The organism is Beijerinckia sp. 28-YEA-48 (assembly GCF_900104955.1).
Classification (GTDB): domain Bacteria; phylum Pseudomonadota; class Alphaproteobacteria; order Rhizobiales; family Beijerinckiaceae; genus Terripilifer.
On record NZ_FNSI01000002.1, the window covers coordinates 51,038 to 75,926 of the forward strand.

Annotated in this window: 23 protein-coding genes; 12 read left to right on the forward strand and 11 right to left on the reverse strand. The window is 60.8% G+C overall.

Going from position 1 to position 24,889, the window contains the following annotated elements; translation table 11 throughout:
• Positions 1-24: 24 nt before the first annotated feature.
• Genes BLW50_RS28140 through BLW50_RS28165 form a run of 6 tightly spaced genes read left to right on the forward strand, consistent with a single transcriptional unit; the run spans position 25 to position 7,057 of the window.
• Entirely contained in the window at positions 25-900 is an 876-nt protein-coding gene (locus tag BLW50_RS28140; protein ID WP_244544507.1) for a branched-chain amino acid ABC transporter permease, read from the forward strand.
• Positions 897-1,859 (forward strand): branched-chain amino acid ABC transporter permease, encoded by a 963-nt coding sequence (locus BLW50_RS28145; RefSeq protein WP_090709996.1) that lies wholly within the window; start codon positions 897-899, stop codon positions 1,857-1,859. Before BLW50_RS28140 ends, BLW50_RS28145 begins: the two co-directional genes overlap by 4 nt.
• The gene (locus BLW50_RS28150) at positions 1,852-2,604 is read left to right on the forward strand and encodes an ABC transporter ATP-binding protein (protein ID WP_090709998.1); all 753 of its coding nucleotides are present in this window, start codon (positions 1,852-1,854) and stop codon (positions 2,602-2,604) included. The genes BLW50_RS28145 and BLW50_RS28150 overlap by 8 nt, the downstream gene beginning before the upstream one ends.
• Complete coding sequence (locus BLW50_RS28155) at positions 2,594-3,298, forward strand: ABC transporter ATP-binding protein (RefSeq protein ID WP_090710000.1); 705 nt, start codon at positions 2,594-2,596, stop codon at positions 3,296-3,298. The genes BLW50_RS28150 and BLW50_RS28155 overlap by 11 nt, the downstream gene beginning before the upstream one ends.
• Before the next feature lie 22 nt (positions 3,299-3,320).
• The gene (locus BLW50_RS28160) at positions 3,321-5,006 is read left to right on the forward strand and encodes a hydantoinase B/oxoprolinase family protein (protein ID WP_090710003.1); all 1,686 of its coding nucleotides are present in this window, start codon (positions 3,321-3,323) and stop codon (positions 5,004-5,006) included.
• Positions 5,003-7,057 carry a hydantoinase/oxoprolinase family protein gene (locus tag BLW50_RS28165; protein ID WP_090710005.1) on the forward strand — a complete coding sequence of 685 codons (2,055 nt, stop codon included), beginning with the start codon at positions 5,003-5,005 and terminating at the stop codon, positions 7,055-7,057. The genes BLW50_RS28160 and BLW50_RS28165 overlap by 4 nt, the downstream gene beginning before the upstream one ends.
• 63 nt (positions 7,058-7,120) lie before the next feature.
• Here the strand turns inward: BLW50_RS28165 and BLW50_RS28170 are convergent, their stop codons facing one another.
• Positions 7,121-8,038 (reverse strand): cupin domain-containing protein, encoded by a 918-nt coding sequence (locus tag BLW50_RS28170; RefSeq protein ID WP_170850424.1) that lies wholly within the window; start codon positions 8,036-8,038, stop codon positions 7,121-7,123.
• A 136-nt stretch (positions 8,039-8,174) separates the two neighbouring features.
• Between BLW50_RS28170 and BLW50_RS28175 the strand changes: the two genes are divergently transcribed.
• The 5 genes from BLW50_RS28175 (at position 8,175) to BLW50_RS28195 (ending at position 12,834) form a co-directional block, all read left to right on the forward strand.
• Positions 8,175-9,143, forward strand: a complete 969-nt coding sequence (locus BLW50_RS28175; protein ID WP_170850425.1) for a LysR family transcriptional regulator — start codon at positions 8,175-8,177, stop codon at positions 9,141-9,143.
• Between the two features lie 129 nt (positions 9,144-9,272).
• Positions 9,273-10,103, forward strand: coding sequence for an ABC transporter ATP-binding protein (locus BLW50_RS28180; protein WP_244544508.1), 831 nt, complete (start codon positions 9,273-9,275; stop codon positions 10,101-10,103).
• A 22-nt stretch (positions 10,104-10,125) separates the two neighbouring features.
• Entirely contained in the window at positions 10,126-10,902 is a 777-nt protein-coding gene (locus tag BLW50_RS28185) for an ABC transporter permease (protein WP_090710011.1), read from the forward strand.
• A 2-nt stretch (positions 10,903-10,904) separates the two neighbouring features.
• Positions 10,905-11,753: an ABC transporter permease gene (locus tag BLW50_RS28190; protein ID WP_090710013.1), complete on the forward strand. Its 849-nt coding sequence runs from the start codon at positions 10,905-10,907 to the stop codon at positions 11,751-11,753.
• 49 nt (positions 11,754-11,802) lie between these two features.
• A complete protein-coding gene (locus tag BLW50_RS28195; protein ID WP_090710015.1) occupies positions 11,803-12,834 on the forward strand; it encodes an ABC transporter substrate-binding protein in 1,032 nt (343 codons plus the stop codon).
• A 95-nt stretch (positions 12,835-12,929) separates the two neighbouring features.
• Here the strand turns inward: BLW50_RS28195 and BLW50_RS28200 are convergent, their stop codons facing one another.
• The 5 genes from BLW50_RS28200 to BLW50_RS28220 form a co-directional block, all read right to left on the reverse strand.
• Entirely contained in the window at positions 12,930-13,988 is a 1,059-nt protein-coding gene (locus BLW50_RS28200) for an Ldh family oxidoreductase (RefSeq protein WP_090710017.1), read from the reverse strand.
• On the reverse strand, positions 13,985-15,181 hold the full coding sequence (locus BLW50_RS28205; protein WP_090710019.1) for a UxaA family hydrolase: 1,197 nt from the start codon (positions 15,179-15,181) through the stop codon (positions 13,985-13,987). The genes BLW50_RS28200 and BLW50_RS28205 overlap by 4 nt, the downstream gene beginning before the upstream one ends.
• Positions 15,181-15,468 carry a UxaA family hydrolase gene (locus BLW50_RS28210; RefSeq protein ID WP_090710021.1) on the reverse strand — a complete coding sequence of 96 codons (288 nt, stop codon included), beginning with the start codon at positions 15,466-15,468 and terminating at the stop codon, positions 15,181-15,183. The genes BLW50_RS28205 and BLW50_RS28210 overlap by 1 nt, the downstream gene beginning before the upstream one ends.
• Positions 15,468-16,358, reverse strand: coding sequence for a Bug family tripartite tricarboxylate transporter substrate binding protein (locus BLW50_RS28215; protein WP_139267777.1), 891 nt, complete (start codon positions 16,356-16,358; stop codon positions 15,468-15,470). The genes BLW50_RS28210 and BLW50_RS28215 overlap by 1 nt, the downstream gene beginning before the upstream one ends.
• Positions 16,359-16,447: 89 nt before the next feature.
• Positions 16,448-16,903 (reverse strand): nuclear transport factor 2 family protein, encoded by a 456-nt coding sequence (locus BLW50_RS28220; protein WP_090710027.1) that lies wholly within the window; start codon positions 16,901-16,903, stop codon positions 16,448-16,450.
• A 213-nt stretch (positions 16,904-17,116) separates the two neighbouring features.
• Between BLW50_RS28220 and BLW50_RS28225 the strand changes: the two genes are divergently transcribed.
• On the forward strand, positions 17,117-18,043 hold the full coding sequence (locus tag BLW50_RS28225) for a LysR family transcriptional regulator (RefSeq protein WP_090710029.1): 927 nt from the start codon (positions 17,117-17,119) through the stop codon (positions 18,041-18,043).
• A 45-nt stretch (positions 18,044-18,088) separates the two neighbouring features.
• Here the strand turns inward: BLW50_RS28225 and BLW50_RS28230 are convergent, their stop codons facing one another.
• From BLW50_RS28230 to BLW50_RS28250, 5 genes are read right to left on the reverse strand one after another with little or no spacing between them, the layout of a single operon-like run.
• Positions 18,089-19,453, reverse strand: a complete 1,365-nt coding sequence (locus BLW50_RS28230; RefSeq protein WP_090710031.1) for a UbiD family decarboxylase — start codon at positions 19,451-19,453, stop codon at positions 18,089-18,091.
• Positions 19,454-19,491: 38 nt separating this feature from the next.
• Positions 19,492-21,144: a urocanate hydratase gene (locus BLW50_RS28235; protein ID WP_090710033.1), complete on the reverse strand. Its 1,653-nt coding sequence runs from the start codon at positions 21,142-21,144 to the stop codon at positions 19,492-19,494.
• Positions 21,145-21,152: 8 nt separating this feature from the next.
• On the reverse strand, positions 21,153-22,241 hold the full coding sequence (locus tag BLW50_RS28240) for a DUF917 domain-containing protein (protein ID WP_090710035.1): 1,089 nt from the start codon (positions 22,239-22,241) through the stop codon (positions 21,153-21,155).
• An 11-nt stretch (positions 22,242-22,252) separates the two neighbouring features.
• Entirely contained in the window at positions 22,253-23,506 is a 1,254-nt protein-coding gene (locus BLW50_RS28245) for a Zn-dependent hydrolase (protein WP_348272888.1), read from the reverse strand.
• Complete coding sequence (locus BLW50_RS28250; protein ID WP_090710039.1) at positions 23,506-24,885, reverse strand: dihydroorotase; 1,380 nt, start codon at positions 24,883-24,885, stop codon at positions 23,506-23,508. Before BLW50_RS28250 ends, BLW50_RS28245 begins: the two co-directional genes overlap by 1 nt.
• Positions 24,886-24,889: the final 4 nt, after the last annotated feature.

Here is a 24,889-nt window from a genome sequence, read left to right on the forward strand (position 1 = left end):
TCGGGGTCTTTCGCGCGGCGCTCAATGATGTTCAATTTTGGCTTGCTTCTTCCCGCCGTGCTGAATGGAGTGACGACGGGGGCGATCTACGCCCTCATCGCACTCGGCCTCACGTTGATCTACGGCGTGCTGCACATCATCAACTTCGCTCACGGTAGCCTGTTGATGCTGGCGCTCTATGCCGCGTTCTTTCTCTACACCCTGGCCGGCATTGATCCCTATGTGGCGCTGCTGATCCTGGTGCCAGCCTTTTTCGTGCTGGGCTACGTGCTGCAGCGCTTCGTCATCCAGCCGACAAGCCATGGGCGCGACGAGAATATCCTGCTCGTCACCCTGGGCCTGGCCATCATCATCGACAATCTGGCGCTCTGGCTGTGGACCTCGACAACGCGAACGATCGACACCTGGTATGCTTTTGAAGTGGTGGATCTCGGCTTTGCCTTCATCCCGCTGCCGAAAGTCATCGCCTTTTTCGGTGCCCTCGCCTTTGCCGCTTTGCTATGGGCCTTGATCTCGTTCACCGATCTCGGCCGGGCAATCCGGGCGGTAGCGCGCGAGCGTGACGGAGCACGTCTGGTCGGTATCCGCGTCGAGCATGTCTACGCCATGACATTCGGAATCGGGACGGCAGCGGTGGCAGCCGCCGCCTGCTTTCTGCTGCCGACATTCTATGTCACCCCGCAGGTAGGTTATGCTTTCGTGCTTGTCGCCTTCACGACAGTGGTCCTGGGCGGCATGGGCAGTTTCGTCGGCGCGCTCAGCGCTGGGCTGCTGCTCGGCATCGTCGAAGCCCTGTGCGGGCTTTATCTCGGCGAAAGCCTGGGCCAGCTCGGTATTTTCGTCATCTTTATTCTAATCCTGCTGTTTCGTCCGATGGGGCTGTTTGGAGCGCGCGCATGACCGCCAAATTGCCCGGCATGATCCTGCTCGCTCTGCTCTTGAGCGTGCCCTTCGTCGTTCAATCGGAATTCTGGTTGTCGTTCTGGCTGCTTGTCCTGATGTATGCCTTTCTCGGCCAGTCGTGGAACGTGCTGGGTGGTTATGGCGGTCAATTCTCCTTCGGCCATGCGCTGTTCTTTGGTATCGGCGCCTTCGGCACAGCCATTCTGCAGGTCCGTCATGGCGTCAATGCCTATGCCGCCGGTGCAATCGCCATTGCGCTGGGCGCGATCGTCGGCTGCGCCATCGGCCTGCTCGTCTTTCGCTATCGGCTGCGCGGCGCTTACTTTGCCCTTGTCACCCTCGCTTTTGCCGAAGTCGCCCGCATTTTGATTTCCTCGTTCGACTACACCGGCGGCGGCTTTGGCATGCTGGTGCCGCTGGCGCGCGGCGCGGCCCACTTCCAGTTCGAGGATCGGCGGGTTTTCTATGTCATCGCCTGGGTGCTGGTGTTGCTCGGCGCGCTGATAGCCATCTGGCTCGAGAATTCGCGTTTCGGCGCGCGGCTGATGGCCGTGCGCGAGAACGAGGATGCGGCCCAGGCGCTCGGCATCAATCTCATTTGCACCAAGGTCTGCGCCATCTCGCTGTCGGGTGCGATGGCGGCCACGGTCGGCGTTTTCTATGTACAGAACTTCCTCTTCGTCGACAGCCACCTCGCCTTTGGTCCGGCGATGTCGATCGAGGCGCTGCTGGTCTCCATCATCGGCGGCATGGGAACGGTCTTCGGCCCACTGTTCGGTGCCGTGGTCCTGCATCTCTTGGGTGAAGCAGCCAAGCAGATCACCGGCAATGCGCCAGGGCTGAATCTCGTCTTCTACGGCGTGTTACTCATCCTGGCGCTGCGCTTCCTGCCGAATGGCATCACCGGCCTGCTGGCGCGCCGCCCAAGCCGCCGTCCGGAGAGCGCCCATGCTTAAAGTGCGGGCGCTGAGCAAACGCTTTGGCGGCATTCAGGCGGTCGACGGCGCTTCGCTTGATGTGCGCGAAGGCGAAATCGTCGCTTTGCTCGGCCCCAACGGCGCCGGCAAGACGACATTGTTCGCGGCCATCGCCGGCTTCGTCCGGCCCGACAGCGGCAGCGTCCGTCTTGCGGGCAGCGACATCAGCGGACTGTCGCCCCATGTCATCTGCGCGCGCGGCCTGGTTCGGACATTCCAGATCGTTCAGCCTTTCGGCGCTTTGACCGTGCGCGAGAACATCGCCGTCGGCGCCCACCTTCATCATGCGGGCCGACGCCAGGCGCTGACCCGGGCCAAAGAAGTGGCCGAACAGGTTGGCCTTGGTCAGCGCCTCGATCAGCCAGCCGCCACGCTGACGGTTGCCGGCCGCAAGCGTCTCGAACTGGCGCGGGCCCTGGCCACCGATCCCAAACTGCTCCTGCTCGACGAAGTGATGGCCGGGCTCAATCCGACGGAAATCTCCGAGATCGTGCCGATCGTGCAGGCCATCCGCGACAACGGCGTCACCATTCTCCTCATCGAACATGTCATGCAGGCGGTCGTCAGCCTCGCCGCGCGCGCCTATGTCCTCAACAATGGCCGCATCATCGCCGCGGGCACCACCGCCGAAATCGCCAGCGATCCGCAGGTCATCGAAGCCTATCTCGGCCATGGCGCGGCGGCGCGCGTGAGAAGCCGGCTGGAGGCGCGCGATGCTTCTTGAGGTGGATCGGCTGGAAGCGGGCTATGGCGTGGTGCCGGTGCTACGCGGCCTCTCCCTGCAAGTCGCGGCGGGCGAAGTGATCGCCGTCTTGGGCGCCAATGGCGCCGGCAAGTCGACGCTCAATCGCGTGCTGAGCGGGCTCATGCGACCCTGGAAGGGCCATGTGCGTTTCGAAGGCACCGACACCACCGGCTGTGATGCTGCCTTCATGGTGGAAGCCGGCCTCATCCATGTGCCTGAGGGGCGTCGCATCTTTCCCAATCTCAATGTCCGCGAAAATCTGGAACTGGGAAGTTATCGCCGTGGCCGCGCCCATCGCAGGCAAAATCTGGAACGCGCCTTCGATATCTTTCCCAGACTGAAGGAACGGATCAGACAGACCGCCGGCACATTGTCCGGCGGTGAGCAGCAGATGCTGGCCATCGGGCGTGGGTTGATGGCGGAACCGAAGCTTCTGATCCTGGATGAACCATCGCTTGGGCTGTCGCCCCTGCTGGTCGAGGAGATGTTCGGCCTGATCCAGCGCATTCAGAAGGATGGACCCGGTATCCTTCTGGTTGAGCAGAACGTGGTGCAATCCCTGGCGGTCGCCTCGCGGGCCTACATGCTGGAGAACGGCGCGTTCGCACTCGAGGGACCGGCGGCGGCTTTGCTCGACGATCCGCAGCTGAAAAAGACCTATCTAGGCCTGTAATGTGATGAGCTGGAGTACCGTTATGACCGATCTCGATCCCGTCACGCTGGCCGTTCTGAAAGGCCGGCTTGAACAGATCGCGGACGAGATGGACGCGACATTGTTTCGCTCGGCCTTCAACCCGATCATCGCCGAAGCGCGCGACGCCAGCCACGGCCTCTATCACGCCGAAACTGGCGACACCCTGGTGCAGGGCAAGGCGGGCCTGCCGATCTTCGTCGGCGCCATGGCTTTCGCCGTGCGCGCGGTGATCGAGAAATCGAAACGGCAGGCCGATCTGGCCGACGGCGATGTCTATCTCTTCAATGACCCCTATGACGGCGGCACCCATCTGTCCGATTTCAAACTGGTGCGGCCGTTTTTCCGCAATGGACAGGTGTTCTGCTGGCTCGCCTCCGTCGGCCATTGGCACGATGTCGGCGGCAATGTGCCCGGCAATTACAACCCGATCGCCACCGAGTGCTTTCAGGAGGGCATGCTGATCCCACCGGTCAAGCTCTTCGCCAGGGGCGAGATGCGCACCGACGTGGTCGATATCGTCACCGCCAATTCGCGCTTGCCCAACAGCGCCTATGGCGATCTCAACGGCCAGATCAATGCGCTCGACCTCGGCGTGCGCCGCCTCGCCGCCCTGCTCGACGAATATGGCGACGACACGATCGCCGCCGCCCTCACCCAGCTGCGCCTGCGCGCCGGACAGTTGATGCGCGCCAATATCACCGAACTGAAAGACGGAACCTATTCGGCGGAAGATTTTCTCGACAATGACGGCATCAAGAACGAACCGTTGAAAATCGCCCTCGATCTCAAGATCGAGGGCGGCACGATGACATTCGATTTCTCGCGCTGCTCGCCGGCCTGCGCCGGGCCGCTGAACATCGCCCGTTCGACCACTATCGCCGCGTGTTACGTGGCGCTGAAGCACATTTTTCAGGACGTGCCAGCCAATGCCGGCGTGCTCGATCCGATCCGTTTCATCATTCCAGAAGGCAGCCTGCTCGCCGCGACGGCGCCCAAGCCTGTCGGCGGCTATACCGAAACCATCCTGCGCATGATCGACACCGTCTTCGTCGCGCTGGCGCAGGCTTGTCCGGATCGTGTCAACGGCTGCGCCTACGGGACGATCAACGCCCTCTCGCTGGCCGGACATCGCAAGGATGGCCGGCGCTGGGTGATGTTCTCCTTCTTCGGCGGCGGCCATGGCGGCCATCCAAATGGCGACGGGCTCAATCACGGCAACGCGCCGATTTCGACGGCGACGATTCCACCAGTCGAAATTCTCGAAGCGGCCTATCCCGTGATGTTCACCCGATGGGCGCTGCGGCCCGACAGCGGCGGCCCCGGCCGCAGTCGCGGTGGCCTCGGCGCGATCTATGAAATCGAGCTTCTCGAAGAGCAGGCCGATGTCTTCCTCTTCGGCGAGCGCGGTCGCTTCGCCCCGCCGGGCGTCCTTGGCGGCGGTCCGGCGGCGCTGAACCGTTTCACCGTGCGACGCAAGGATGGCCGCGAGGAAACCCCGCCGATGGCCTCCAAATGGGTCGGCATCACATTGGCCAAGGGCGAACGCGTGCGGCTCGAGACGCCAGGGGGTGGTGGCTATGGGCCGGTGACCGAGCGCCCGGCGGCGGCCGTCGCACGAGATATCGAGAATGGCTACGTCACGAAAGACGCAGCAGAAGCGGTTTATAGCGTAAAGGGCATGGCATGAGCGGGCGTCTCGTCATCGGTGTCGACGTCGGCGGCACGTTCACCGATCTCTTCTTTCTCGACGAAGCCAGCGGGCGCAGCTGGATCGGCAAAGTCCCGTCCACCCGTGGCCGAGAGGCCATCGGCTTTCTCAACGGCGTGCGCCAGGGCACCGATGATCTCACCCAGGTCGCGACCGTAGTTCACGGCACGACGGTCGGCACCAATGCCCTGTTGGAACGCAAAGGCGGCAAGGCCGGCGTGATCGCGACGGAAGGCTTTCGCGACGTGCTTGAGATGCGCCGACGCGACCGGCCGCAGACCTGGGGCCTGTGGGGGCAATTCGAGCCCGTCGTTCCGCGTGAACGCCGCCTGGAAGTGCGCGAACGTGTGCTGGCGGATGGCACCATCCACCAAAATATCGACCCGGAGGAGGTAAAGGCACGCGCTCGGGAATTGCTTGCTCTTGGCGCGCAGGCCGTGGCGGTGACCTTCATCAACGCCTATGCGAACGGGCAGAACGAGCGTATCGCCGCACAAGCGCTCAAGAGCGTCTGGCCGAATGCTTATGTGAATGTGTCGAGTGAGATCCTGCCCGAGATCCGCGAGTTCGAACGGACCTCGACCACGGTCCTCAATGCCTATCTGCAGCCGGTCGTGGCCGATTATCTCGATCGTCTGGAAGCAGACCTCGGCGCGCAGGGCTTCGCCGGCCAGTTGCTGATCGTGCAGTCGAACGGCGGCGTGATGACGATCGAAACGGCCAAGGCCCGTCCCGTCCGCACAGCCCTCTCCGGCCCGGCCGCCGGCGTGATCGCGGCGGCGCATATCGCCGAGACCGCCGGCTTCCCAAATGTCGTCACCGGCGATGTCGGTGGCACGAGCTTCGACGTGTCGCTGATCGCCGGCGGACAAACGGCGCTGGCGGCGCAAACCGCCATCGATTTCGGCCTTGTCGTGCGGACGCCGATGATCGAGATCACGACCATTGGCGCGGGCGGCGGCTCCATCGCCTCGCTCGATCGCGGTGGCTTGCTGCAGGTCGGTCCGGAATCGGCCGGTGCCGTTCCAGGCCCCGTCTGTTACGGCCATGGCAACGATCGACCGACCTTGACCGATGCCAATGTGGTGCTCGGCCGCATCAATGCCGAGCGACCGATCGGCGGCGCCCTCGCCCGGCTTGATGTCGAAGCCGCGAAATCCGCTATCGCCAAACATGTCGGCATCCCCCTGGGGCTTGATCCGGTTGCCGCCGCCGAGGCGATCGTGCGTGTCGCCAACAGCCGGATGGCGGGCGCCATTCGCCTCGTTTCCATCGAGCGCGGCCACAACCCCCGTGATTTCGCTTTGATGCCGTTTGGCGGCGGCGGCGCGCTGCATGCCGGCGCCCTGGTCAAGGAAGTTGGCCTCAAGGCCGCGCTGATTCCGCCCTATCCCGGCGTGACTTCGGCGCTCGGCTGCGTCATCGCCGACATGCGTCATGACTTCGTGCAGACCGTTAATCGCACGCTCGAAGAGATCGACCTCGACGCCTTCAACGTCGAGATCGTCCGCATGATCGAGGACGGCGAACGGCTTCTCGATCGCTCCGATGTCGCCTTCACCGGCCGCGATATCCATGTCGCCTGCGACATGCTCTATCTGGGGCAGACGCACACCGTCGCTGTCCCCATCGATTGGGCGAGAGGCCGCACGCTCGATAGAGCAGCCATCCGCCAGGCCTTCGAGCGAAAATATCGTGAGGTCTACGGCCGCCTGCTCGATGGCATCGCGATCCGCGTCCTCAACCTGCACGTCGCGCTGATCGGCCGGAGGCCCAAGCTCGATCTTGCCGCGCTGGCGCCATCAGGCGGCAGTATCGAAAGCGCGAAGCAAGGCACGCGTCCGGTTTACGTGGATGGCCGCTGGCACGAAGCGACGATCTATGCGCGCCATCAGCTTCCGGTCGGCGCGGTACTGTCGGGGCCGGCGATCCTCGAACAGCAGGACACAACGATTTTCGTTGAGCCCGACCTTCAAGCCCGGGTCGACACACTCGGCAATATTATTATCGAGCGAACGAGCGGCGCATAGCCAACTCGGGACACACCAAGCGACCGCCATTCTCCCCCGCGCCATTAGTAAGGTATCTTTCCTCTATTCCGCTGCTACACGCCCCTCATCCCAGGGTAGTTTACGGCCAGATGCGACGAGGGCGCCAAGATCAGCCAGCATGGGCAGGCCGATGACAAAGAAAGTGGCTCCATCCTGCGACACCATTTCCTCGATCTTGGCACCGTTGCGAACAAACATATACGTACCTTCGCCGTAGATTTTCCCGCCATACCGAAAGCTGCCATTGATCAAATACCGCAGTTCCGCATCCTCCTGCGTTCCGGCCGGAACAGACGCGCCGCCCTGGAGCCGCATAAAGAAGATAGCAGTACGCGCTTCGCTGAATGTGCCGATATGCTTGATTTCAACACCAGGGCGCCTGCGATCCGGCCAAAACCGATAATTCTTGGTGAGCATCATCACCGGCTGGCGATAACGTTGGGACGGAAACGTCAGTTCCCGCCCCTCGGTCTCCTCCCAAATAGCTTCGTAGGAATCGCGATTGCGACGGTGCCCGTCAGGCAGCTGCTCTGTGTAGATGCCGTTCTCAAACCTGCCACCGGCCTTCTGTAGCTTTTCATATCCGGCGTTCATTTCCTCGTTGCTGAGCAGATGCTCACCGCTCGCACCTTGAAACTGCAGGACCAGGCAAGCGCATTCTCCCTCCTGTTTCTGCGGACCGTAGTGGGACCCCTCGGGGAAATAGCCGCATTCATCGGGACCGAGGTCGCCCAGACCTGTGCTTTGGATCCCACTTAACGTATAGCGGATCTGATCGAAGTTGTGCCGATGGCGCGGGGTGAAATAGCCATCTGGTACGATGGACAAAGAATATTCCATCGTAACACCGGGAATACCGCTCTCCAAAGGCAAGCGTTTACGGCGGATCATATGAACCCGGCCACGACGCACCTCCTCAAAAGGCATTGCTTGAGTGTCTACCAAGACCACATCGTTCATGCTCATTCTCCTCCGCTTCGAGCTGTCCCCGCTCGTTGGCTCTCCTGCCTGTCAGCAGATTCATAGAATGATGACTTGCTATCTGTCGAAGATATAAGAAATATATCCGCTATGCCTGAATGGTATGGAGCGGGAGATGGATTTACGGTCACTGCGCTACTTCGTCTATATCGCCGAAGCGCGAAGTTTTTCACGAGCATCGACGTTGTTGCGGATCGCCCAACCGGCTCTTAGCCGCCAGATCCGGAAACTTGAAACGGAACTCAACGCCGAACTCTTCCTGCGCACTGGCCGCCACCTCGAATTGACCGAAGCTGGTTCGATGCTCCTGCAACGCGCACACTTCCTGCTTCAGCAGGCACAGCAGGCGGCAGATGACATCCGCTCCCAAGCGCACCAGATCAGCGGTACGGTGACAATCGGCTTATCTCCGGCGAGCTATGAAATGATCGCGCCACTCGCGATCGCAGCCTGCGCCACCCGCCATCCACATATTCGCATCAATTTGGTCGAGGGATTCAGCGCCTTCATTTATGACAAGCTGCTCCAGCATGAGCTTGATCTTTGTCTGTTGCACAATCCGCCGGCGCAACAGGGCATTGAGTTCATGCCCTTGGTGACGGAGCAGATGTACTTGATCGGTCCGGGCAAAAACGTGGGATTATTGCCCGTCAAAGCTGGAATGAAGCTTGAGAGCCTACCGCTTGTCCTGCCAAATGCGACCCATGGCATGAGGCTTGTGATCGATCAGGCCCTCGGGTCACGCAGTGACAAGCTCAATATTGCTGTCCAGGTCGACGGCTTTATCACAACGAAGGCGGTTGTCGCCGCCGGCCTTGGCTATACGATTCTGCCGCTGAGTGCCGTCAGTCATGAGGTAGCGAGTGGTCGCCTATCGGCCACACGCTTGCGGCGGCCCGAAATTCCATGGACGCTGACGCTCGCCTGGAACTCCGGTCGTCGTACCATCCGCCGTGTCGAGGCGGTCAGAACCGTCATCTTCGAAGAGATACGCCGGCTCGGACAAAGTCGTCATTGGCCGGGATCAGCAGCGACGATCCATGTGCAAAAAGCACCGGCCCAGGAAAGCACCGGTCAGCGATGACTATGCCGAAACGGCATGGCGGCTTGACCCGTTTTGTTTTGGACGGCATGCCCGCTTCCCCTATAATCATTCCCAATAACGACAGCGGGCCTTGAGCGGTCGCGAACAGTGCGAGGGAGGAAGGCGGGCTTGACACTGGCGCTGAACGATCAGGACGTGTGCCGCGAAACGGCTATCAGCGTTCGCAATGTCTCTCACGGTTTCGGCCGAGCCGGCGACCAGCGCCGCGTAGTGGCACTACGAGAGACTTCGCTCGATATTCGCGCCGGCGAGCTCATGTGCTTTATTGGCCCCAGTGGATGCGGCAAGACCACACTTCTTAACATCATCGGTGGTCTGGTAACGCCCTCAGGCGGAACCGTTACGATTGGCAGAGACATCGTTGATGGTCCACGCCCTGCCGACATCGCTTTTGTCTTTCAGGAAAACGCCCTGTTCCCCTGGTACTCGGTGCATGACAACATCACCGTGGGACTCAAATTCCAAGGCGTTCCCCCAGCCCGGCGGGACGCACGCGCCACCGCGGCGCTAACCCAAGTCGGCTTGCCGCAATTCGCTCAGCACTTTCCCTCGCAACTATCTGGCGGAATGAAACAGAGAGTCGCTTTGGCGCGTGCATTGAGCCTTGACACCAACATACTGCTCATGGACGAGCCATTCGCTGCCCTCGATGAGCAGACACGCATGGTCCTGGGCGAAGATCTGTCTCAGCTCCTGAGCCGGGTTGGCAAGACTATTCTGTTCGTCACACACAGCCTCAGCGAAGCGGTTTTTCTGGCGGATCGGGTCGCCGTTTTTTCCGCTCGTCCTGGAACCATAAAAACCGTTATTGATGTCGATGAGCCACACCCTCGCACGCCAGCCTTTATGAAGTCAGATCGTTTTGCCGCTCTCCGCAACACGCTTTACGATCTGCTGCACGACGAGATTCGCAAGACTGTTGCCCAATCTATCATCTGAATGACGTTGAAACGAGGCGGGCATGCAATTGGATTCGACAATCCTGCGCTCCGGCAATAGTGTGACGAGCCGCTTAGTTCAATTCACGTTCGTCTTTGGCGTCTGGCTATTCTGGTATGCCAGTGCTCGCTTCGGTTGGATCAGCCCATTGGCACTACCCGCCCCGGATGCTGTGTGGCGGGAATTCATAGAACTTCTGTCCACGGGCGCCTTCGCCAAAGACCTTTTCGTCACAATGCTGGAGGTCGCTATCGCCTTTGCGATCTCGACCTGCGCCGGCCTCGGCCTTGGATATCTTATCGCAACAAGCAATTGGCGCGTGCGTGTGTTCGAACCGTTGTTATCCAGCTTGAACTCCATTCCTGCTGTGATGTTCGTGCCGCTCTTCATCCTGCTATTTGGCCTAGGAATTACCTCAAAAATCGTCATGGGCGTTGCGACCGGGTTCTTTCCTATCATTCTCAGCACCATAGCTGGCATCTCCAATATAGACCCTACTTATTTCAAGGTGGCGCGCTCGATGGGCGCCACCCGCAAGCAGATTTTTCGTTGCGTGATTTTGCCCGGCGCGTTGCCGGTTATTCTTACCGGCCTGCGGATGGGATTCATTGTCGCGTTTCTCTCCATCCTAGGAGCCGAAGCGATCGGTTCCTATGCCGGCCTTGGCCATCGCATCGTCGAGAGCGTCGAAATGCTCGCCATGCCACGCATGTATGCCTTCATCGCTTTCGCTGTCCTGATCGCTGCCGCTCTAAACGTGCTGCTGCAGTTTGCTGAAAGAAAAGGACAGTGGGAATAGCCATGCACGGTACACGCGACAGCAGCCCAGCTCTGGTACCAGCAGCAGAATATTCGACCACTCATCGTGCGCGATCAGGCTATTTTGGCCTTTTAGGGAGCTTAATGGATCGTCCCGGTATCACCCGCACGCTCTTCGTTCTGATGCTTCTCGCAGTTTGGGAGATCGCTGGCCGCGCTTTCGGTGACCCATTGTTCATCGCCACACCACTACAGATTATCGTCGCTCTGCCGCAACTCATCACCGTTCCTGGAATAGCACCTGCGCTTCTCACCACCGGCTGGGAAGTGTTGATAGCGTTCGCCCTTGCCTTGTTCTTTGGCTTCTGCAGTGGGTTGCTTCTGGGTCGTATTGGTTTCGCCCATCGCAGCCTGATGCCCATTGTCGTCATGCTTTACGCGCTGCCGCAGGTCACCATCATTCCGTTGTTTATGATGTCATTTGGCATTGGACCTGCTTCAAAGATCGCTTACGGCGTGAGCCATGGAATTTTCCCCATCATTATAACCGTGTCGGCAAGCATGGGGAACGTGCCTTCCGTGCTCCTCAAAAGCGCCAGATCGATGGGAGCCAGCCGTTGGCAAACTCTCCTCAATGTGCTCTTGCCGCATTCCGCGCCCGGTCTATTCGCCGGCATGCGGCTCGGCCTCAATGCGACCTTGCTCGGCGTCATCCTGGCGGAACTCTATGCATCCAAGACCGGTGTCGGTTATTTTGCGCAGAAATTTGCGATCAATTTTGAGCCGAAGCTGCTGTTCGCTCTTGTCGCCTTGATCGCCGCGCTTGCGATTGTGCTCAACGAAGGCTTACGCCGGCTGGAAGCACGGATCAGTTTTTGGCGCGATGGATAGCCACCGGTAAGCGCGGTTTGCCACTGAAAGCCTGGGAGGGACGGTCGGAATGAACAAGATGCAGCAAGAGCCGATGTCGTTTGGCCCATGGATTTCATTCTTACGCACGGCGCGCCGCAGTTTGCAGGCCGCGGCAATCGCGTCATGCGCCATTATCGGACTCTGCGCTCAGAATACGCCAGCGAGCGGCGCTGAGCGGATCACTGTGGCAAAAGCGGCCGACGACTTTGCGTTGGTGATTGCTGAGTTCGGCGTCGATCGCGGCATCTTTAAACGTCACAATCTTGATCTCGACGTCACCCTACTCACGCAAGCCAAGATGGTGCAGGCCGTCATAGCAGGCAGCATCGATATAGCTCTTGCCTCGGGAACCACCATCGCATTCGCGGCTAAAGGCGTCCCCTTCAAAGCTGTCGCAGCCATCGGCGGGCCGCCGCAATTGCTTGTTTTGTTGACGCGCGATGATGGTTCAATCAAGGACGTCTCAGCATTGAAGGGTCGTATAGCAGCCGTAACAAGTGCCGGCTCGCTCACCGATTGGGCCGTATCCCGGCTCGCGGTTCGCCAAGGTTGGACCGCAACTGATATTCGCCGCGTGTCCGTGGGTGACACGCCTGCTCGGATTGCCACGCTCCGGACAAAAGGCGCTGATGCCGCCGTCGTCGATATCAGTGTGGCGCTTGAACTTGAAACACGAGGAGAAGCCAGAATCCTCGTGCGATTTGGCGATATAATCAAGGATTTCCAAAATCAGGTGGTCTTCGCCTCCGACAATATGATTGCTAAACGTCCCGAGGCAGTACGTTCGTTCCTGTCTGCGTGGCTAGAAACAATCGACTACGCTTACAAGAACCGAACTGAATCGGTTGCTTTCTCTGTGAAGGCTCTGCGCATCACACAGCCTGTGGCTGAGAAGATATACGACGAGCTGATGGGAAAGTCTTATCTCGTGCGAAATGGGCGTTTTAACAAAGACGCGTTGAGCGCCATGAGCAGCGACTTGTTGGAACTGAAACTGCTCGACAAGCCGGACGATCTGTCAAAATATACCACCGAGGCCTTTTTGCCGACGCAAAAGTGACGCTTCTCATCAATCCTGCGGCATAACCGATAGATGGCCCGTTCCGCACGCCTTCGGTAAAGGACGATGCGAGGGAGGTTCTGAGTATACCCCCGTCATTGCATCGGCGATGCCGCTGCTACGCCAAGACGCTCGCTCAAGGTGAGCAATCGTTCAACCACATCTGAAGCAACCGGGACACCGCGATCACGCGCCGCGCGTTCGAGCGTCGCGGCACGCTGGCCGGGCAGACGTGCCGCCGGACCCGCGTTAGCCGCAAATTGCCGGGTCCAGTCGGTCGCCAAAGCGGCGTAGGTCAGGGTCTCCGTGGCGAGCGCGGGATTGATCACAAGGAAGAAGGCGGTTTGCCCGCCAAGTGCCCCCGCCCCAAGGCTCGCCGCCGCCGCTGGTTGCATGCGCTCGCGATCGTCCATATCGGCCGCCAGGCTCCCCGCCAATATTTCTCCCAGCATTGCAATGCCGAGCCCCTTGTACCCGCCGAACGGCAATAACATGCCATCGCGGGCACTCTTCGCATCGGTGGTTGGGGTGCCGAATTCATCGACGGCCCAGCCTCCGGGGATGTCTTCGCCGCGCTCGACGGCAAGCAAAACATGGCCCCGTGCCGCGACACTGCACGCCATGTCAAAGACCAAAGGTTCGCTGTCTGGAATTGGCGCAGCAAACGCGATCGGATTATGTCCGATCAATGGACCGCTGGAACCAGGCATCGCCAGCAAGGGCGGCGTGCGCTGAATCGCAATCGCAACGAAACCGCGTTCAGCCGCAATCAGCGGATAGAGCCCGACCGCACCCAAATGGCCCAGATTGCGCGCGAAGCACAAGGTGACGGCCTGTTCGCGCGCCAGCTCGCAACACTTCTCGATAGCGCGAAGCCCGGCGAGCTGACCCATCGCCCCATCGCCATCCAGCCGCACTGCTCCAGCTTTCATCGTATGCGTGATGTGCGCATGCGCATTATATTCGCCCGATTGAAGCTTTTCGACATAGCTGGGCAGCCTCGACAGCCCGTGCGTGACGACCCCGCGTGCTTCTGTGCGCACGATGAGACCGGCGATCGCGGCTGCATCCTGCGCCGCCAGGCCCGATACCACCAGTAGCCGTGTTGCCCAGCTCTCAAGACTGTCTATCGACCACGTGGTAGCAGACATCATGAGCCTAGGTTCCGCCGGGCTTTCAAGAACGCCACATCGACACGGGAGATCGATATTTCCGTGTCGCCCAAGGTTTCGGAACGCGTCTGCACGCCGTTGGCCACAGAGAGAAGCGTCGCCTTCAGACGTTCGGCTGCGTCGTCCATGTCGGATTCGCCGGTGATGATGCCGCCAAGATCCACATCGATGTTATCCGCGAACGTCCGTGCGGTGCCGGGATTACCGGTGACCTTGATCGTCGGCACGAGGGGATGACCGATCGGATTGCCAACGCCGGTGGCGAATAAAATAACCTGCGCACCTCCGGCGGCGATGGCGGCGATGTTCTCGACGCCGGGCGCTGGCGCGTCCATGAAGATCAGGCCGCGTTGCGAGGGCCGCTCGCCATAGCCGACCACTTCCATCAATGGAGAGGTACCGCCTTTTCGCACGGCGCCCATCGACTTCTCCTCCATCGTCGACAGCCCGCCCATGATATTGTCTTCACCGAGCGGCAAGAGCTGAATGCCCTGGAAACGCGCCTGTGCCTCCGCGTCAGCAACTGCGGTAAGCAACTGCTCCGACACTTCCGGCGCCGCCGCACGCTGGGACAGGAGATGTTCCGCGCCGATGATTTCATCCGTTTCCGAAAGGATCGCGGTGCCACCTGCGTCCACCACCAGATCAGCGACACGACCGATGGCCGAATTGGCAGTGAGGCCTGACGTGGCATCCGACGCGCCACATTCAAGTCCGACAGTCAGCGCGGAAAGCGGCGTGGAAACACGCTCGATCAACGCAGCCGCTGCCACCATCTTCGCCGCGCTCTCGATGCCGCAAGCGACGGCCTTGACGGTGCCCCCAAGCGATTGCACCGCGATCCATTCCACCGGCTTGCCGGCACCCGCAATGGCCCGAGCGAATCGCTCCGCCGTCACCGATTCGAGGCCGATGACCAATGTCGCGGCGACGTTCGGATGCATGCCGTAATGGATCAGCACGCGATCATGCTGATCGCGATCCTCCGCCACCATGCCGCGACCGTAAGCGACGCAGATGGGCACGGTTCCTGGCACCTGTGCGCAAATCCGACGCGCGACCGGATTGACATTGTCCATCACAGCGATGACCGCGACATGATTGCGCACGCCAATACGCCCATCCGGACGTGGATATCCAAGAAAGATGTCGTGCGCTGAAGAAGGCGTCGTCATTAGGAGCGATCTCCCCTGCCCCGATTGCTCTCGATATTGTGCAGATGCACGTGCTCGCCGGCGGCGATCGCCTGGGTGGCGCGCCCGACGACGACGCCATATTTAAGCACTGGAGCCCCAGCCGAGATATTGGTCAGCGCGAACTTATGACCAAACGGAATCGCAGAGCGCAACCGCACCTGCAACTGGCCCGACGCATCGACGATCTCGATCTCTGCGCCTGCGGCAAATTCCGCAAGACATGTCGCGACATTGTCTTGCGGATCTATCTTGAGCACTCGATCCATCACTTCCTTCCCTGGCTGCTTTGCTCTTCATCACCAGCCGCGTTCAAGGCTTCGAGCGACAACCGAATCTGGGACGCCATGAGATCGGCAAGCGTCGCACCCTTGGCGAATCTCACGTCGATCGCCGCTTCGGCAAACTTGGCCTGCAGGTCTTTATCCGCCAGGGCCGTCCCGGTCTCCGCTTCCAGACGCTTCACGATATCGACGGGCGTTTTCGGCGGTGAGAACAGAGCGATCCAAACAAGGAAATTGATCCCGCCGATGCCCGTCGCCTCGCGCACTGTCGGCGTATCGGGCAGCAGCCGGGTACGCTCCTCCTGCAGGACCACAAGCGGCTTCAGGACATTCCCGTTCACCTGCCCCAGCGCAGTCGGAAGCCCGATCGACACCATGTTCACGTGTCCGGCGGCAGCATCACTCACGGCCGGCGGACCGCCGTTGTACGGCACATGGAGCAGTTTCAGGTTGGCGCGTTGCTGCAACATTTCCATGGCGAGCAGCATCGCCGAACCCTGGCCGGGCGTCGCGAACGTTAAAGGCGAGTTGGCCGTGCGGGACTTCTCGATCAACTCCGGCAAAGTGCTGACCCCGAGCCCCGGATTGACCAACAGCGTCACCGGAATAACCCCGGTCAGAGCGATGGGCTCAAGTAAGCGATAGGGATTATTCTCAACGGTCGTGGTGCGCTGGATCTGTGTGTTCGTCCCCAAGAGCAGCGTATAACCGTCCGGCGGGATCGTCATCATGGTGTTCAATGCGATGGTGCCGAGTGCGCCCGGCCGATTTTCGACAATAAACGGTTGCCCCATTTGGGCGCCGAGTTTCTCCCCGAGAAGGCGGGCGACAATGTCCATCGAGCCACCGGCCGGGAAGCCGACGATGATGCGCACGGGCCGAGACGGATAGTCTTGTCCTGATGCCGCGCCCCCAGCGACGATCGCCCCAGCGAGCAGGATTATGCGAGCGAGAATTTTCAAGATCACACCTCCGGTGACTTTAACGAACTGCCGCCGGCCTGAAACATCGAGCGCGTGATCCGCTCGGCAAACCGCCAACCGGACGGTGTGAGCACGAACCTGTCGCGATACTCGCCAATGGTTTCGGGACTGGAAAGTGGATACGGAGGCTGGAGCGTTGTCGCGCTATCGCCATGGTGTCGATAGACCGTGACCAGGCAACGCGAAACCGCGGTTTGCGTGCTGAGCACATCGATCGCGATGTTCGAGAGAATGTGGCAAGTGACACGATTTACCGGCCGCGCTGCATAAACTGCGCGCAAGCTTTCGATTCCGATAAACCGCTGACCGTCTCGATCCATCACGGCATTTTCATCGAACAAGCTAAGAGCGGCCTCATAGTCGCTATTGTCGGTGTAGTCAGCGAGAGCAACAATTAGTTTCGCGCAAGATTGCTCTATCTCATCAGCGGCCGCCATTTAGGTCATTACCCTTGCATGCAAACGAAATTATCGCCCCTGCGATTCCAGCTCTTTGGACGTTTCGCCGATCCGGACAGGTATTCTTCACGTTGCGGCTTGCTCGATACCGCTGCGCCAAAAAGCCTCTGAAGCCTCGTCCGAGTACAAAACAGTCCGTGGCATAATTCGTCAATTTGTATTATATAAACCATTTATTATCAGAGATTATAAATGAAAAAGACGCTTGCTAAGGCCGGTCTCAGTCTTGTCCGTATCCGGAGCTTCATCGCTGTTGCCGAAGAGATGCAATTCAAAAGGGCCTCAGAACGGCTGGCAATGACACAGCCGGCCGTTACCACTCATATCCAGGAACTGGAAGAATTTCTTGGGGTCGCATTGCTTCGCCGCACCACTCGACGAGTGGAGCTGACGGTGGAAGGGAAGCGCTTCTTAGCGCGCGCTACACGCGCCGTCGCCGAATTGGACGTAGGCGTACATGAGATGCGCGACCATGCCTCTCATCAACGAGGGCGCCTAGTCGTTGCCGCCGTGCCCTCGATCGCGTCGAAGGTCCTACCCCTCACTCTCGAACGTTTCGGACACCAACTCCCCAATGTGCGTGTCGAAATCATGGAACTGATGTCGAGCGAAATAGAGCGGGCAGTCTCCGAGGGCGAAGCGGATATAGGGATCGTTCCAAGGCCAGCAAAGAAAACGAACCTTGCATTTTCGCCCCTCATTGCGGACCAATTCGTCGCGGTCGTTCCAACTGCAAATGCATTGGCCAACCGAAAGTCGACGACACTGCAAGAACTCTCACATCAACCCATCATCGCAATAAAGCGGGGATCGAATATTCGAGACAGTGTTGAAGCGGCATTTGCGAGGAGTAAGCAGAAGTTTACAATGCGCTACACCGTTGCACAGCCGGAAACGGCATTGGCGATGGTCGCCGCGGATCTTGGCGTGTCCATACTGCCGACTGTCTTCCTCAGCGGAAGCCTTCCGGTTTCCGTCGTGCAGATCAAGCCTGCTATTATTCGAGAGATAGGCGTTGTGAGCAGAAGAGGAGGACCCCTGTCGCAGATCGCGGTTGAGTTTCTTCGACACATGGAACAGGTCGTGCGAAGTCGTGGCAGCCGGCCCAAAACTATTTGATAGACGATACCGCGCCTAGCCTATTCTTCAATTCGCGCTTGTCGGTTAGTAGTTACTCAGATCATCTCGAACACGATTTAGAAGCGAAAGGGGAGCACGAGCCCATTCCGAGCGGGTGTCGGTTTCGCCATCGCCCGGCCGCGTCGTGGCCACCATGCCGATTTTGGTCACGGTGAGATTTTCATGCACCGGATCGCACCGGTCCGCCTTGACATGCGGCACGACAATCAAATCCTCGCCGCCGCGAAAACGCGCCGCGAGTGACCATTCCACCTCGCGCCAGTTTTCCGGATCGACATCGTCCTCGACCACGATCACCAGTTTGAGCAGGTTGACATGCCCCATGGCCAGCATGACGGCGCGCGCGCCTTCGCCAAGGCGCGGCTGATGCATGGAAATCACCGCATGCAGGCGGCCCATGCCGCCTTCGGTGATGACGACGCGCCGCACGGCGGGAATCATGCGCTGCAGGGCCTGACACAGCGTCGCACCGATCGCGACGCCGCCGAGAAGGCAATGTTCGGCGGCATAGCCCGGCAAAATCGCCTGATAGATCGCATCGCGCCGATGCGTGACGCAGTGGATCGATCCCCCCATCCCAGGACCATAGTTGACGTAGAAACCATGGAATTCCGAGACCGGCCCTTCGTCGATCAACGCTTCCGGATCGAGATGGCCTTCCAGCACGATCTCGGCGTGAGCGGGAACTTCCAGATCGACTGTCTTGCAGCGAACAAGCTGCAGTGCCTCGCCAAGCAGACCGCCGACCGTGTCGTATTCGTCATCGCCGAGCCCCAGATAGAGCTGCGAACCAAGCAGCACCGCCGTGTGATTGCCGATGGCAACGGCGATTTCAAGCTTGCGGCCAAGCGCCTTGGCCTTCTCGGCCAGGATATAGAGGTGATGGTTCTTGGCGATGCCCGCCATGATCCGTCCGCCGCCTTCCAGGCGCAAACGGGCGATCGAGACGTTGCGGCGGCCGGTTTCCGGATCCTTGGCGATGATGACGCCGGCGGTGATATAGGGCGCGGTCTCGCGCTCGAACCAGGTCGGCACCGGCAGCAGGCCGGCCAGATCGATGTTGTCCGCGTGCACCACCTGCTGGACCGGCGCCGCATTGACCAGAACCGGCTTGATCGGATGAGCCAGCGCCTGCCACAATTTCGCGTCCAGCTCTTCATGCTCCACGCCCAGGGCCTGCGCGAAGCGTTCGCGTGTCGCCAGGAGATTGCCGACCACCGGCATCGCATCGGCGGCGCCGACCTTTTCAAACAACAGGCCCGGGCCCCGATCCTTGAGCGCCATCACCGCGCCCAGCTCGAAGCGCGGGTCGACCAGCCGCTTCACACGGTGCAGCTCGCCCCTTTGCTCGAGGACGGAGATAAACCCGCGCATGCTTTGATCGGTCATGGATTGCGTACTCGCCTGTCTGAAATGCTTACAATGGCCTATTGCGGCGGCAACCGGAAATGCCGGATGTTCTTCTGGTGCGCTTCGTCCAAAGCCTCCTCATATCCGGCATCGGCATAACGCATCACGCCCGTGGTCGTATCGTTGGTCAACGACAGGGAGAGACGCTCATCGGCCGCTTCCGAACCATCCGCCACCAAGGTAACGCCGGCACTTGTCATATAGCCCGAGTAACCGCCGCCGCCGGAATGAATGGCGACCAGATCGGCCTGCGAGGCGCAATGGACCATGGCGTTGAGCAGCGGCCAGTCGGCAATCGCATCCGATCCGTCGCGCATGTTCTCGGTCATGATATTGGGATGCGCCATGGCGCCGGCATCGAGATGATCGCGGGTGAACGCCACCGGACCCGATAATTTGCCATCGCGCACCATCTTGTTGACCGCGAGCCCCAGTTCCGTCCGCTCGCCATGGCCGAGCCAAGCGATGCGCGCCGGCAGCCCCTCGAACGGCACGTGCTGGCGGGCCAGCCTGATCCAGTTCGAGACAATCTGATTGTCGCCGAAACGCTCGAGCACCAGGTCATCGATCTTGCGAATGTCTTCTGGATCATTCGACAGAGCCACCCAGCGGAACGGGCCGATGGCGCGGGCGAACAGCGGCCGCAGGAAAGCTTCGGTAAAGATCGGAATATCGAACGCGTCGGCGACGCCGCCGTTCTTGGCATGGGTGCGGATGAGATTGCCGTTGTCGAAGACAACCGCGCCCTTTTTCTGGAAGTCCAGCATCGCTGACACGTGGCGCACGATCGACTTGATCGATTCATCCATCAAAATCTTCGGATCGCCGTTGCGCATCTCACGTACATCTTCGAGGCTGCGGCCAGCAGGCACATAGCCATAGACGAGGTCATGCGCCGCCGTCTGGTCGGTCACCACATCGGGCACGATGCCGCGACGGACGATCTCCGGATAGACTTCGGCCGCATTGGCGCAGAGGCCCACCGACAAAGGCTTTTTCTCCACCTGCGCCTGGCGGATCATTTCCAGCGCTTCATCGAGCGACTTGGTTTTGACGTCGACAAAGCCAATCGCCATGCGCTTGTCGATGCGGGATTCATCGACATCGACGCACAGGATCGCCGCCTTCGCCATTTTTCCGGCGAGCGGCTGCGCCCCGCCCATGCCGCCCATGCCGGCGGTGAGCACGAAGCGCCCGGCCAGATCGCCGCCGAAATGTTTGGCCGCGATGCGCATGAAAATTTCATAGGTGCCCTGAATGACGCCCTGGGAGCCGATATATTGCCAGTCGCCGGCGGTGAGGCCGCCCCAGCAGATCAGATTCTTCTTCGCCAGCTCGTAGAAATTCTCGGCCTTCGCCCATTGGCCAACCATGTTGCAATTGGCCATGATGATGACGGGCGCCTTGGCATGGGTCTTGATGACGCCGATCGGCTTGCCCGATTGCACCAGCAGGGTCTCGCCGTCCTCGATCGTCTTCAGCGTCTCGACGATCTTGTCGTGCGAGGGCCAATCGCGCGCCGCACGGCCGAGCGCGGCGTAGACGACGAGATTGTCCGGGTCCTCGCCGACGGCCAGGACATTCTCCAGAAGACGCAGCAGTGCTTCCTGCCGCCAGCCCTTGCACCGCAATTGCCCACCGGAGGTGACCGAGAATGTACGCTTCGCCATCTGGAACCTCAGCTTAATGCGTAATCGGTGAGATTGAGGCCGAGCGCCTTTTCGACGATCGGATAGACCGACGGATCGGTGACGCTGGACGAGAGCGGAATCACATTCTTGGCGATCCGCAGCACCAGAAGCTCGTCGCCCTCACGGATTTCGCCGACGCTGGCGGGAACGCCGTTCTTATCCAGCGTGGTGATGACATCGGGGAAAGTGGCAAGGCGCGCGCCTTGCGCATCCTGTACCGCCATATATTCATTCATCACATGCAAGGTGATCGCCTTGGCGCCTTCGTTGATGGTAATGGTACCAATATCGAAGGCTTCATTGGTATATGTGACCGCCTTCTTCATCACCTTGCCCTGGCCGATGATCTCGCCCTTGGTTTCCCGGCAGATGGCGTCGATCACCGCCGCGCCGCCCTTGGCTTCCGCGTTCAAAATCGCTTCACCCAACGCCAACGCGATGGAAATGCCGCCGAGCGCCGCATGTTTTTTGACATAGGATGCGGGCACGGGATTGCGGCAGGAGGCGATGAAGCCCCCGGACATGTCCGAGGCCGTGCGCAGGATCGGCGAGATCTTGCCTGTCGCGCCACGCACCACTAGTTCGATATAGGCGTTCTTGCTGCGGTTGCCGCCGACCGCCGACTGGATCATCGGCACCGGCGAATTGGCGAGGCCGATCGAACCCATGTCGCCGGTCGGATGCGCGCGAATGTCGCCGACCGCATCGATGACCTTGGTGCCGAGAATGGCCGACGGCAGCCAGGCATTCATCGTGCTCGATTTGCCGTTCTGGCCGATGATCAGCCCATAGATCGGCGCGCCCAATTCCTTCTGCACCAGCTGCACGGCCTTGACGTAATCAACGCCGAGCATCTGCCATTCGGTGGTGCTGGCCGGCGCGCCGATGGCGGCGGCGGTAGCGATCCAGGCGTCATCAGGCACTTCATCCATCGACACCAGTTCGGGCTGGCCGGCATTGACCGCCGCCGTGCCCAGCATGCGGCCGTGATCGGCCCAGCCGCCGCCACCCGCTGCGAAAACCGCTCCGCCCTTGCCGGCGCATTCCACGTCGCGCGCGTTAAGAATCCGTCCCATTTTCGGCTCCGTCAGCTGTTGTGTCCGTCGAGAAGCCGCACGGCTTCATACATGGCGGCGGCGCCCGCCGCGATCTGTTCCGGCTCGGTCCATTCCTCCGGCGCGTGGCTTTTGCCATCGCGACAAGGAATGAACAGCATGGCGCTCGGCGCGATCTTGGCGACGAAGGCGGCATCGTGGCCAGCGCCCGAGGCCAGGGTCATCGCCGAAAAGTCATAGCGCTTCGCGCCCCGCCCAAGCAGGTCGCGCAGATGGCTGTCGCAAGCCGTCGGCTGCGTGTCAGAGAGAATGGCGTAGCGCTTCAATTCGACATTTTCCTGAGCGGCAAAGGCGCGGCTTCCGCGTTCCAGCGCCGATTTGAATTCCGCCACCAAAGCATAATCCTCGGCGCGGATGTCGAAAACGAGACGCGCTTCGCCGGGAACCACATTGGAGGCATTGGGATGAATGTCGATAATGCCCGTGGTGGCGACGAAATGGCCCTTGCCCTGCCCCGCCAGCTCCTTCGCCCGCCGGTTGACGAAGAGCAGAAGCTGCGCCGCCGCCAGGCTGGCGTCGCGCCGATAGCTCATCGGCGTCGCGCCGGCATGATCGGCCTCGCCCTTGAAGACGACCTCGATGCGGGTGATGCCGACGATCGCTGACACCAGGCCGAGATCGATCTTGTTGTTTTGCAGCACCAGGCCCTGCTCGATGTGCAGTTCGAGAAAGCCGGCAACATCGGAGCGGCGCGCCTGCGCCAGCCGGTCCGGATCACCCCCAACGCGGCGGATCGCGTCCGCCAGCTTTTCGCCAGCGGCATTGGTATAGGCCAGCATCTTGTCGTCGAGCGCGCCGACCATGGCGCGGCTGCCGACACAGGAAATGCCGTATTCGCTGGGCTCTTCGGCCAGAAAATCCACCACTTCGACCGGGTGGCGCGGCTGATAGCCCGCATCCTTCATGGCGCGGACGATTTCAAGCGCGACGATGACACCGGCAATGCCATCGAAGCGCCCGCCCGAGGGCACGGTGTCGGAATGTGATCCGAGCATGATCGGCGGCGCGGCCGCCTCCGTGCCTTCCACACGTCCGATCAGATTGGCCGCCTGATCGAGACGCACGCTCAATCCGGCTTCCTCGAAACGCTGGCGCAGCCACTCGCGTCCCTCAAGAAAACGCTGCGAGAAAGAGCGGCGCGTGTAAGGCCTGTCCGGATCGGTAATGGCCGCTAGGGCCATTATATCGTTCCACATGCGGTCCTGATTGATCGGCAGCTTGTTCATCAGGCTGCGGCCTCCGCCCGGCTCGCCAGAACCGGATGCACGAAGGTGCCGTTGCCCGGCGCGGCCAGAACGTTGGTGCCGTCGAAGATCGCCTTGCCGCGCAGGAAAGTCGCCACCGGACGATACGGCAGTTCGATGCCCTCATACGGGCTCCAGCCGACGAAGTTGTGACCGCTCGCGGCCGCATCGTAGCGGCCCGGGCGATGGGCCATCACCGTGATGTCGGCATCGCGGCCCGCTTCGAGCGCGCCTTTGCGATGGCCGATGCGGAACAGGCGCGCCGGATTGGCGGCCAGGAGGCGCGCCGCCCAGGTGACATCAAGGCGACGTTCGGTCAGCCCCTTCAGCAGCAGCGCATAGAGCACTTCGAGGCTCGGCACACCGGAGGCATTCTTCAGCATGTCCGGATTGGTCTTGCGATCTTCCGACCAACTCACATGATCGGTGGACACCACTGTCACATTGCCGGCGGCGAGATGACGCCAGAGCGCCTCGACTTCCCGGCGCGGGCGGAGCGGCGGATTGATCTTCGCTTTGCCGCCGAGCCGCGCCACGTCGTTTTCTTCGTCGAGGGTCAGGTAGTGGATGCAAGCTTCGATGGTGTGATCGAATCCCTGCGCCCGATAGCCCGCGCACAGGTCATAGCCGCGCCCGAGCGAACAATGGACGATGTGCCCGGAGCAGCCGGCATCGGCCGCCAGTTCGTAAACCTCCGCCATGGCCAGGGTTTCCGTCGCCGGCGGACGCGACATGGCGTGGGCGCGATAATCGCGGATGCCGGAGACTTCCACCGCCTGAATGGCGGCGCGCACCATTTCGTCGTTCTCGTTATGAACACCAGCGATCAGTCCATGGCGACCGATTGCCTTGAAACAGGCATGAAGGGTCTGCGGGGGGATGCGCGGAAACCGCTTCGGATCGGTGCCAAAAGTCGAGAATTTGAACGAGGCGGCGCCCGCCGCGACCATTTCGTCGATCCGCTTGGCGCCTTCCTCGGGATCGATCGTGGCATAGAGCGCAAAGTCGACGCGCGCCTGCGCCCCCGCCTCGTCAGCCTTGCGGCGAACGTGCTCGCCGGAGGACACCAGAAACCCTTCATCATAAGGCATGTCGACGATGGTCGTGACACCGCCGGCGGCGGCTGAGCGGGTCGACCAGATGAAATCTTCCTGGTCTTTCTGCGAGCGCGAATGGACCTGGGAATCGATGGCGCCCGGCAGCACATAGGCGGCGCCAAAGTCGGCTCGTTCCCTGGCCTGCGGCGGCGTGCCAGCGCCGACCCGTTCAACGATGCCGCCGCGAACGGCGACATAGCCATTGTCGATCACATGGTCGGTGAGGACGACACGGCCGGTTACGACAAGATCGAAATCACTCATCACA

Excerpts from the sequence above, each read along its gene's own strand:
- BLW50_RS28140 (WP_244544507.1), top strand. The coding sequence starts at position 25 with ATGATGTTCAATTTTGGCTTGCTTCTTCCCGCCGTGCTGAATGGAGTG.
- BLW50_RS28145 (WP_090709996.1), top strand. The coding sequence starts at position 897 with ATGACCGCCAAATTGCCCGGCATGATCCTGCTCGCTCTGCTCTTGAGC.
- BLW50_RS28150 (WP_090709998.1), top strand. The coding sequence starts at position 1,852 with ATGCTTAAAGTGCGGGCGCTGAGCAAACGCTTTGGCGGCATTCAGGCG.
- BLW50_RS28155 (WP_090710000.1), top strand. The coding sequence starts at position 2,594 with ATGCTTCTTGAGGTGGATCGGCTGGAAGCGGGCTATGGCGTGGTGCCG.
- BLW50_RS28160 (WP_090710003.1), top strand. The coding sequence starts at position 3,321 with ATGACCGATCTCGATCCCGTCACGCTGGCCGTTCTGAAAGGCCGGCTT.
- BLW50_RS28165 (WP_090710005.1), top strand. The coding sequence starts at position 5,003 with ATGAGCGGGCGTCTCGTCATCGGTGTCGACGTCGGCGGCACGTTCACC.
- BLW50_RS28170 (WP_170850424.1), bottom strand. The coding sequence starts at position 8,038 with ATGAACGATGTGGTCTTGGTAGACACTCAAGCAATGCCTTTTGAGGAG.
- BLW50_RS28175 (WP_170850425.1), top strand. The coding sequence starts at position 8,175 with ATGGATTTACGGTCACTGCGCTACTTCGTCTATATCGCCGAAGCGCGA.
- BLW50_RS28185 (WP_090710011.1), top strand. The coding sequence starts at position 10,126 with ATGCAATTGGATTCGACAATCCTGCGCTCCGGCAATAGTGTGACGAGC.
- BLW50_RS28190 (WP_090710013.1), top strand. The coding sequence starts at position 10,905 with ATGCACGGTACACGCGACAGCAGCCCAGCTCTGGTACCAGCAGCAGAA.
- BLW50_RS28195 (WP_090710015.1), top strand. The coding sequence starts at position 11,803 with ATGAACAAGATGCAGCAAGAGCCGATGTCGTTTGGCCCATGGATTTCA.
- BLW50_RS28200 (WP_090710017.1), bottom strand. The coding sequence starts at position 13,988 with ATGATGTCTGCTACCACGTGGTCGATAGACAGTCTTGAGAGCTGGGCA.
- BLW50_RS28205 (WP_090710019.1), bottom strand. The coding sequence starts at position 15,181 with ATGACGACGCCTTCTTCAGCGCACGACATCTTTCTTGGATATCCACGT.
- BLW50_RS28210 (WP_090710021.1), bottom strand. The coding sequence starts at position 15,468 with ATGGATCGAGTGCTCAAGATAGATCCGCAAGACAATGTCGCGACATGT.
- BLW50_RS28220 (WP_090710027.1), bottom strand. The coding sequence starts at position 16,903 with ATGGCGGCCGCTGATGAGATAGAGCAATCTTGCGCGAAACTAATTGTT.
- BLW50_RS28225 (WP_090710029.1), top strand. The coding sequence starts at position 17,117 with ATGAAAAAGACGCTTGCTAAGGCCGGTCTCAGTCTTGTCCGTATCCGG.
- BLW50_RS28230 (WP_090710031.1), bottom strand. The coding sequence starts at position 19,453 with ATGACCGATCAAAGCATGCGCGGGTTTATCTCCGTCCTCGAGCAAAGG.
- BLW50_RS28235 (WP_090710033.1), bottom strand. The coding sequence starts at position 21,144 with ATGGCGAAGCGTACATTCTCGGTCACCTCCGGTGGGCAATTGCGGTGC.
- BLW50_RS28240 (WP_090710035.1), bottom strand. The coding sequence starts at position 22,241 with ATGGGACGGATTCTTAACGCGCGCGACGTGGAATGCGCCGGCAAGGGC.
- BLW50_RS28245 (WP_348272888.1), bottom strand. The coding sequence starts at position 23,506 with ATGAACAAGCTGCCGATCAATCAGGACCGCATGTGGAACGATATAATG.
- BLW50_RS28250 (WP_090710039.1), bottom strand. The coding sequence starts at position 24,885 with ATGAGTGATTTCGATCTTGTCGTAACCGGCCGTGTCGTCCTCACCGAC.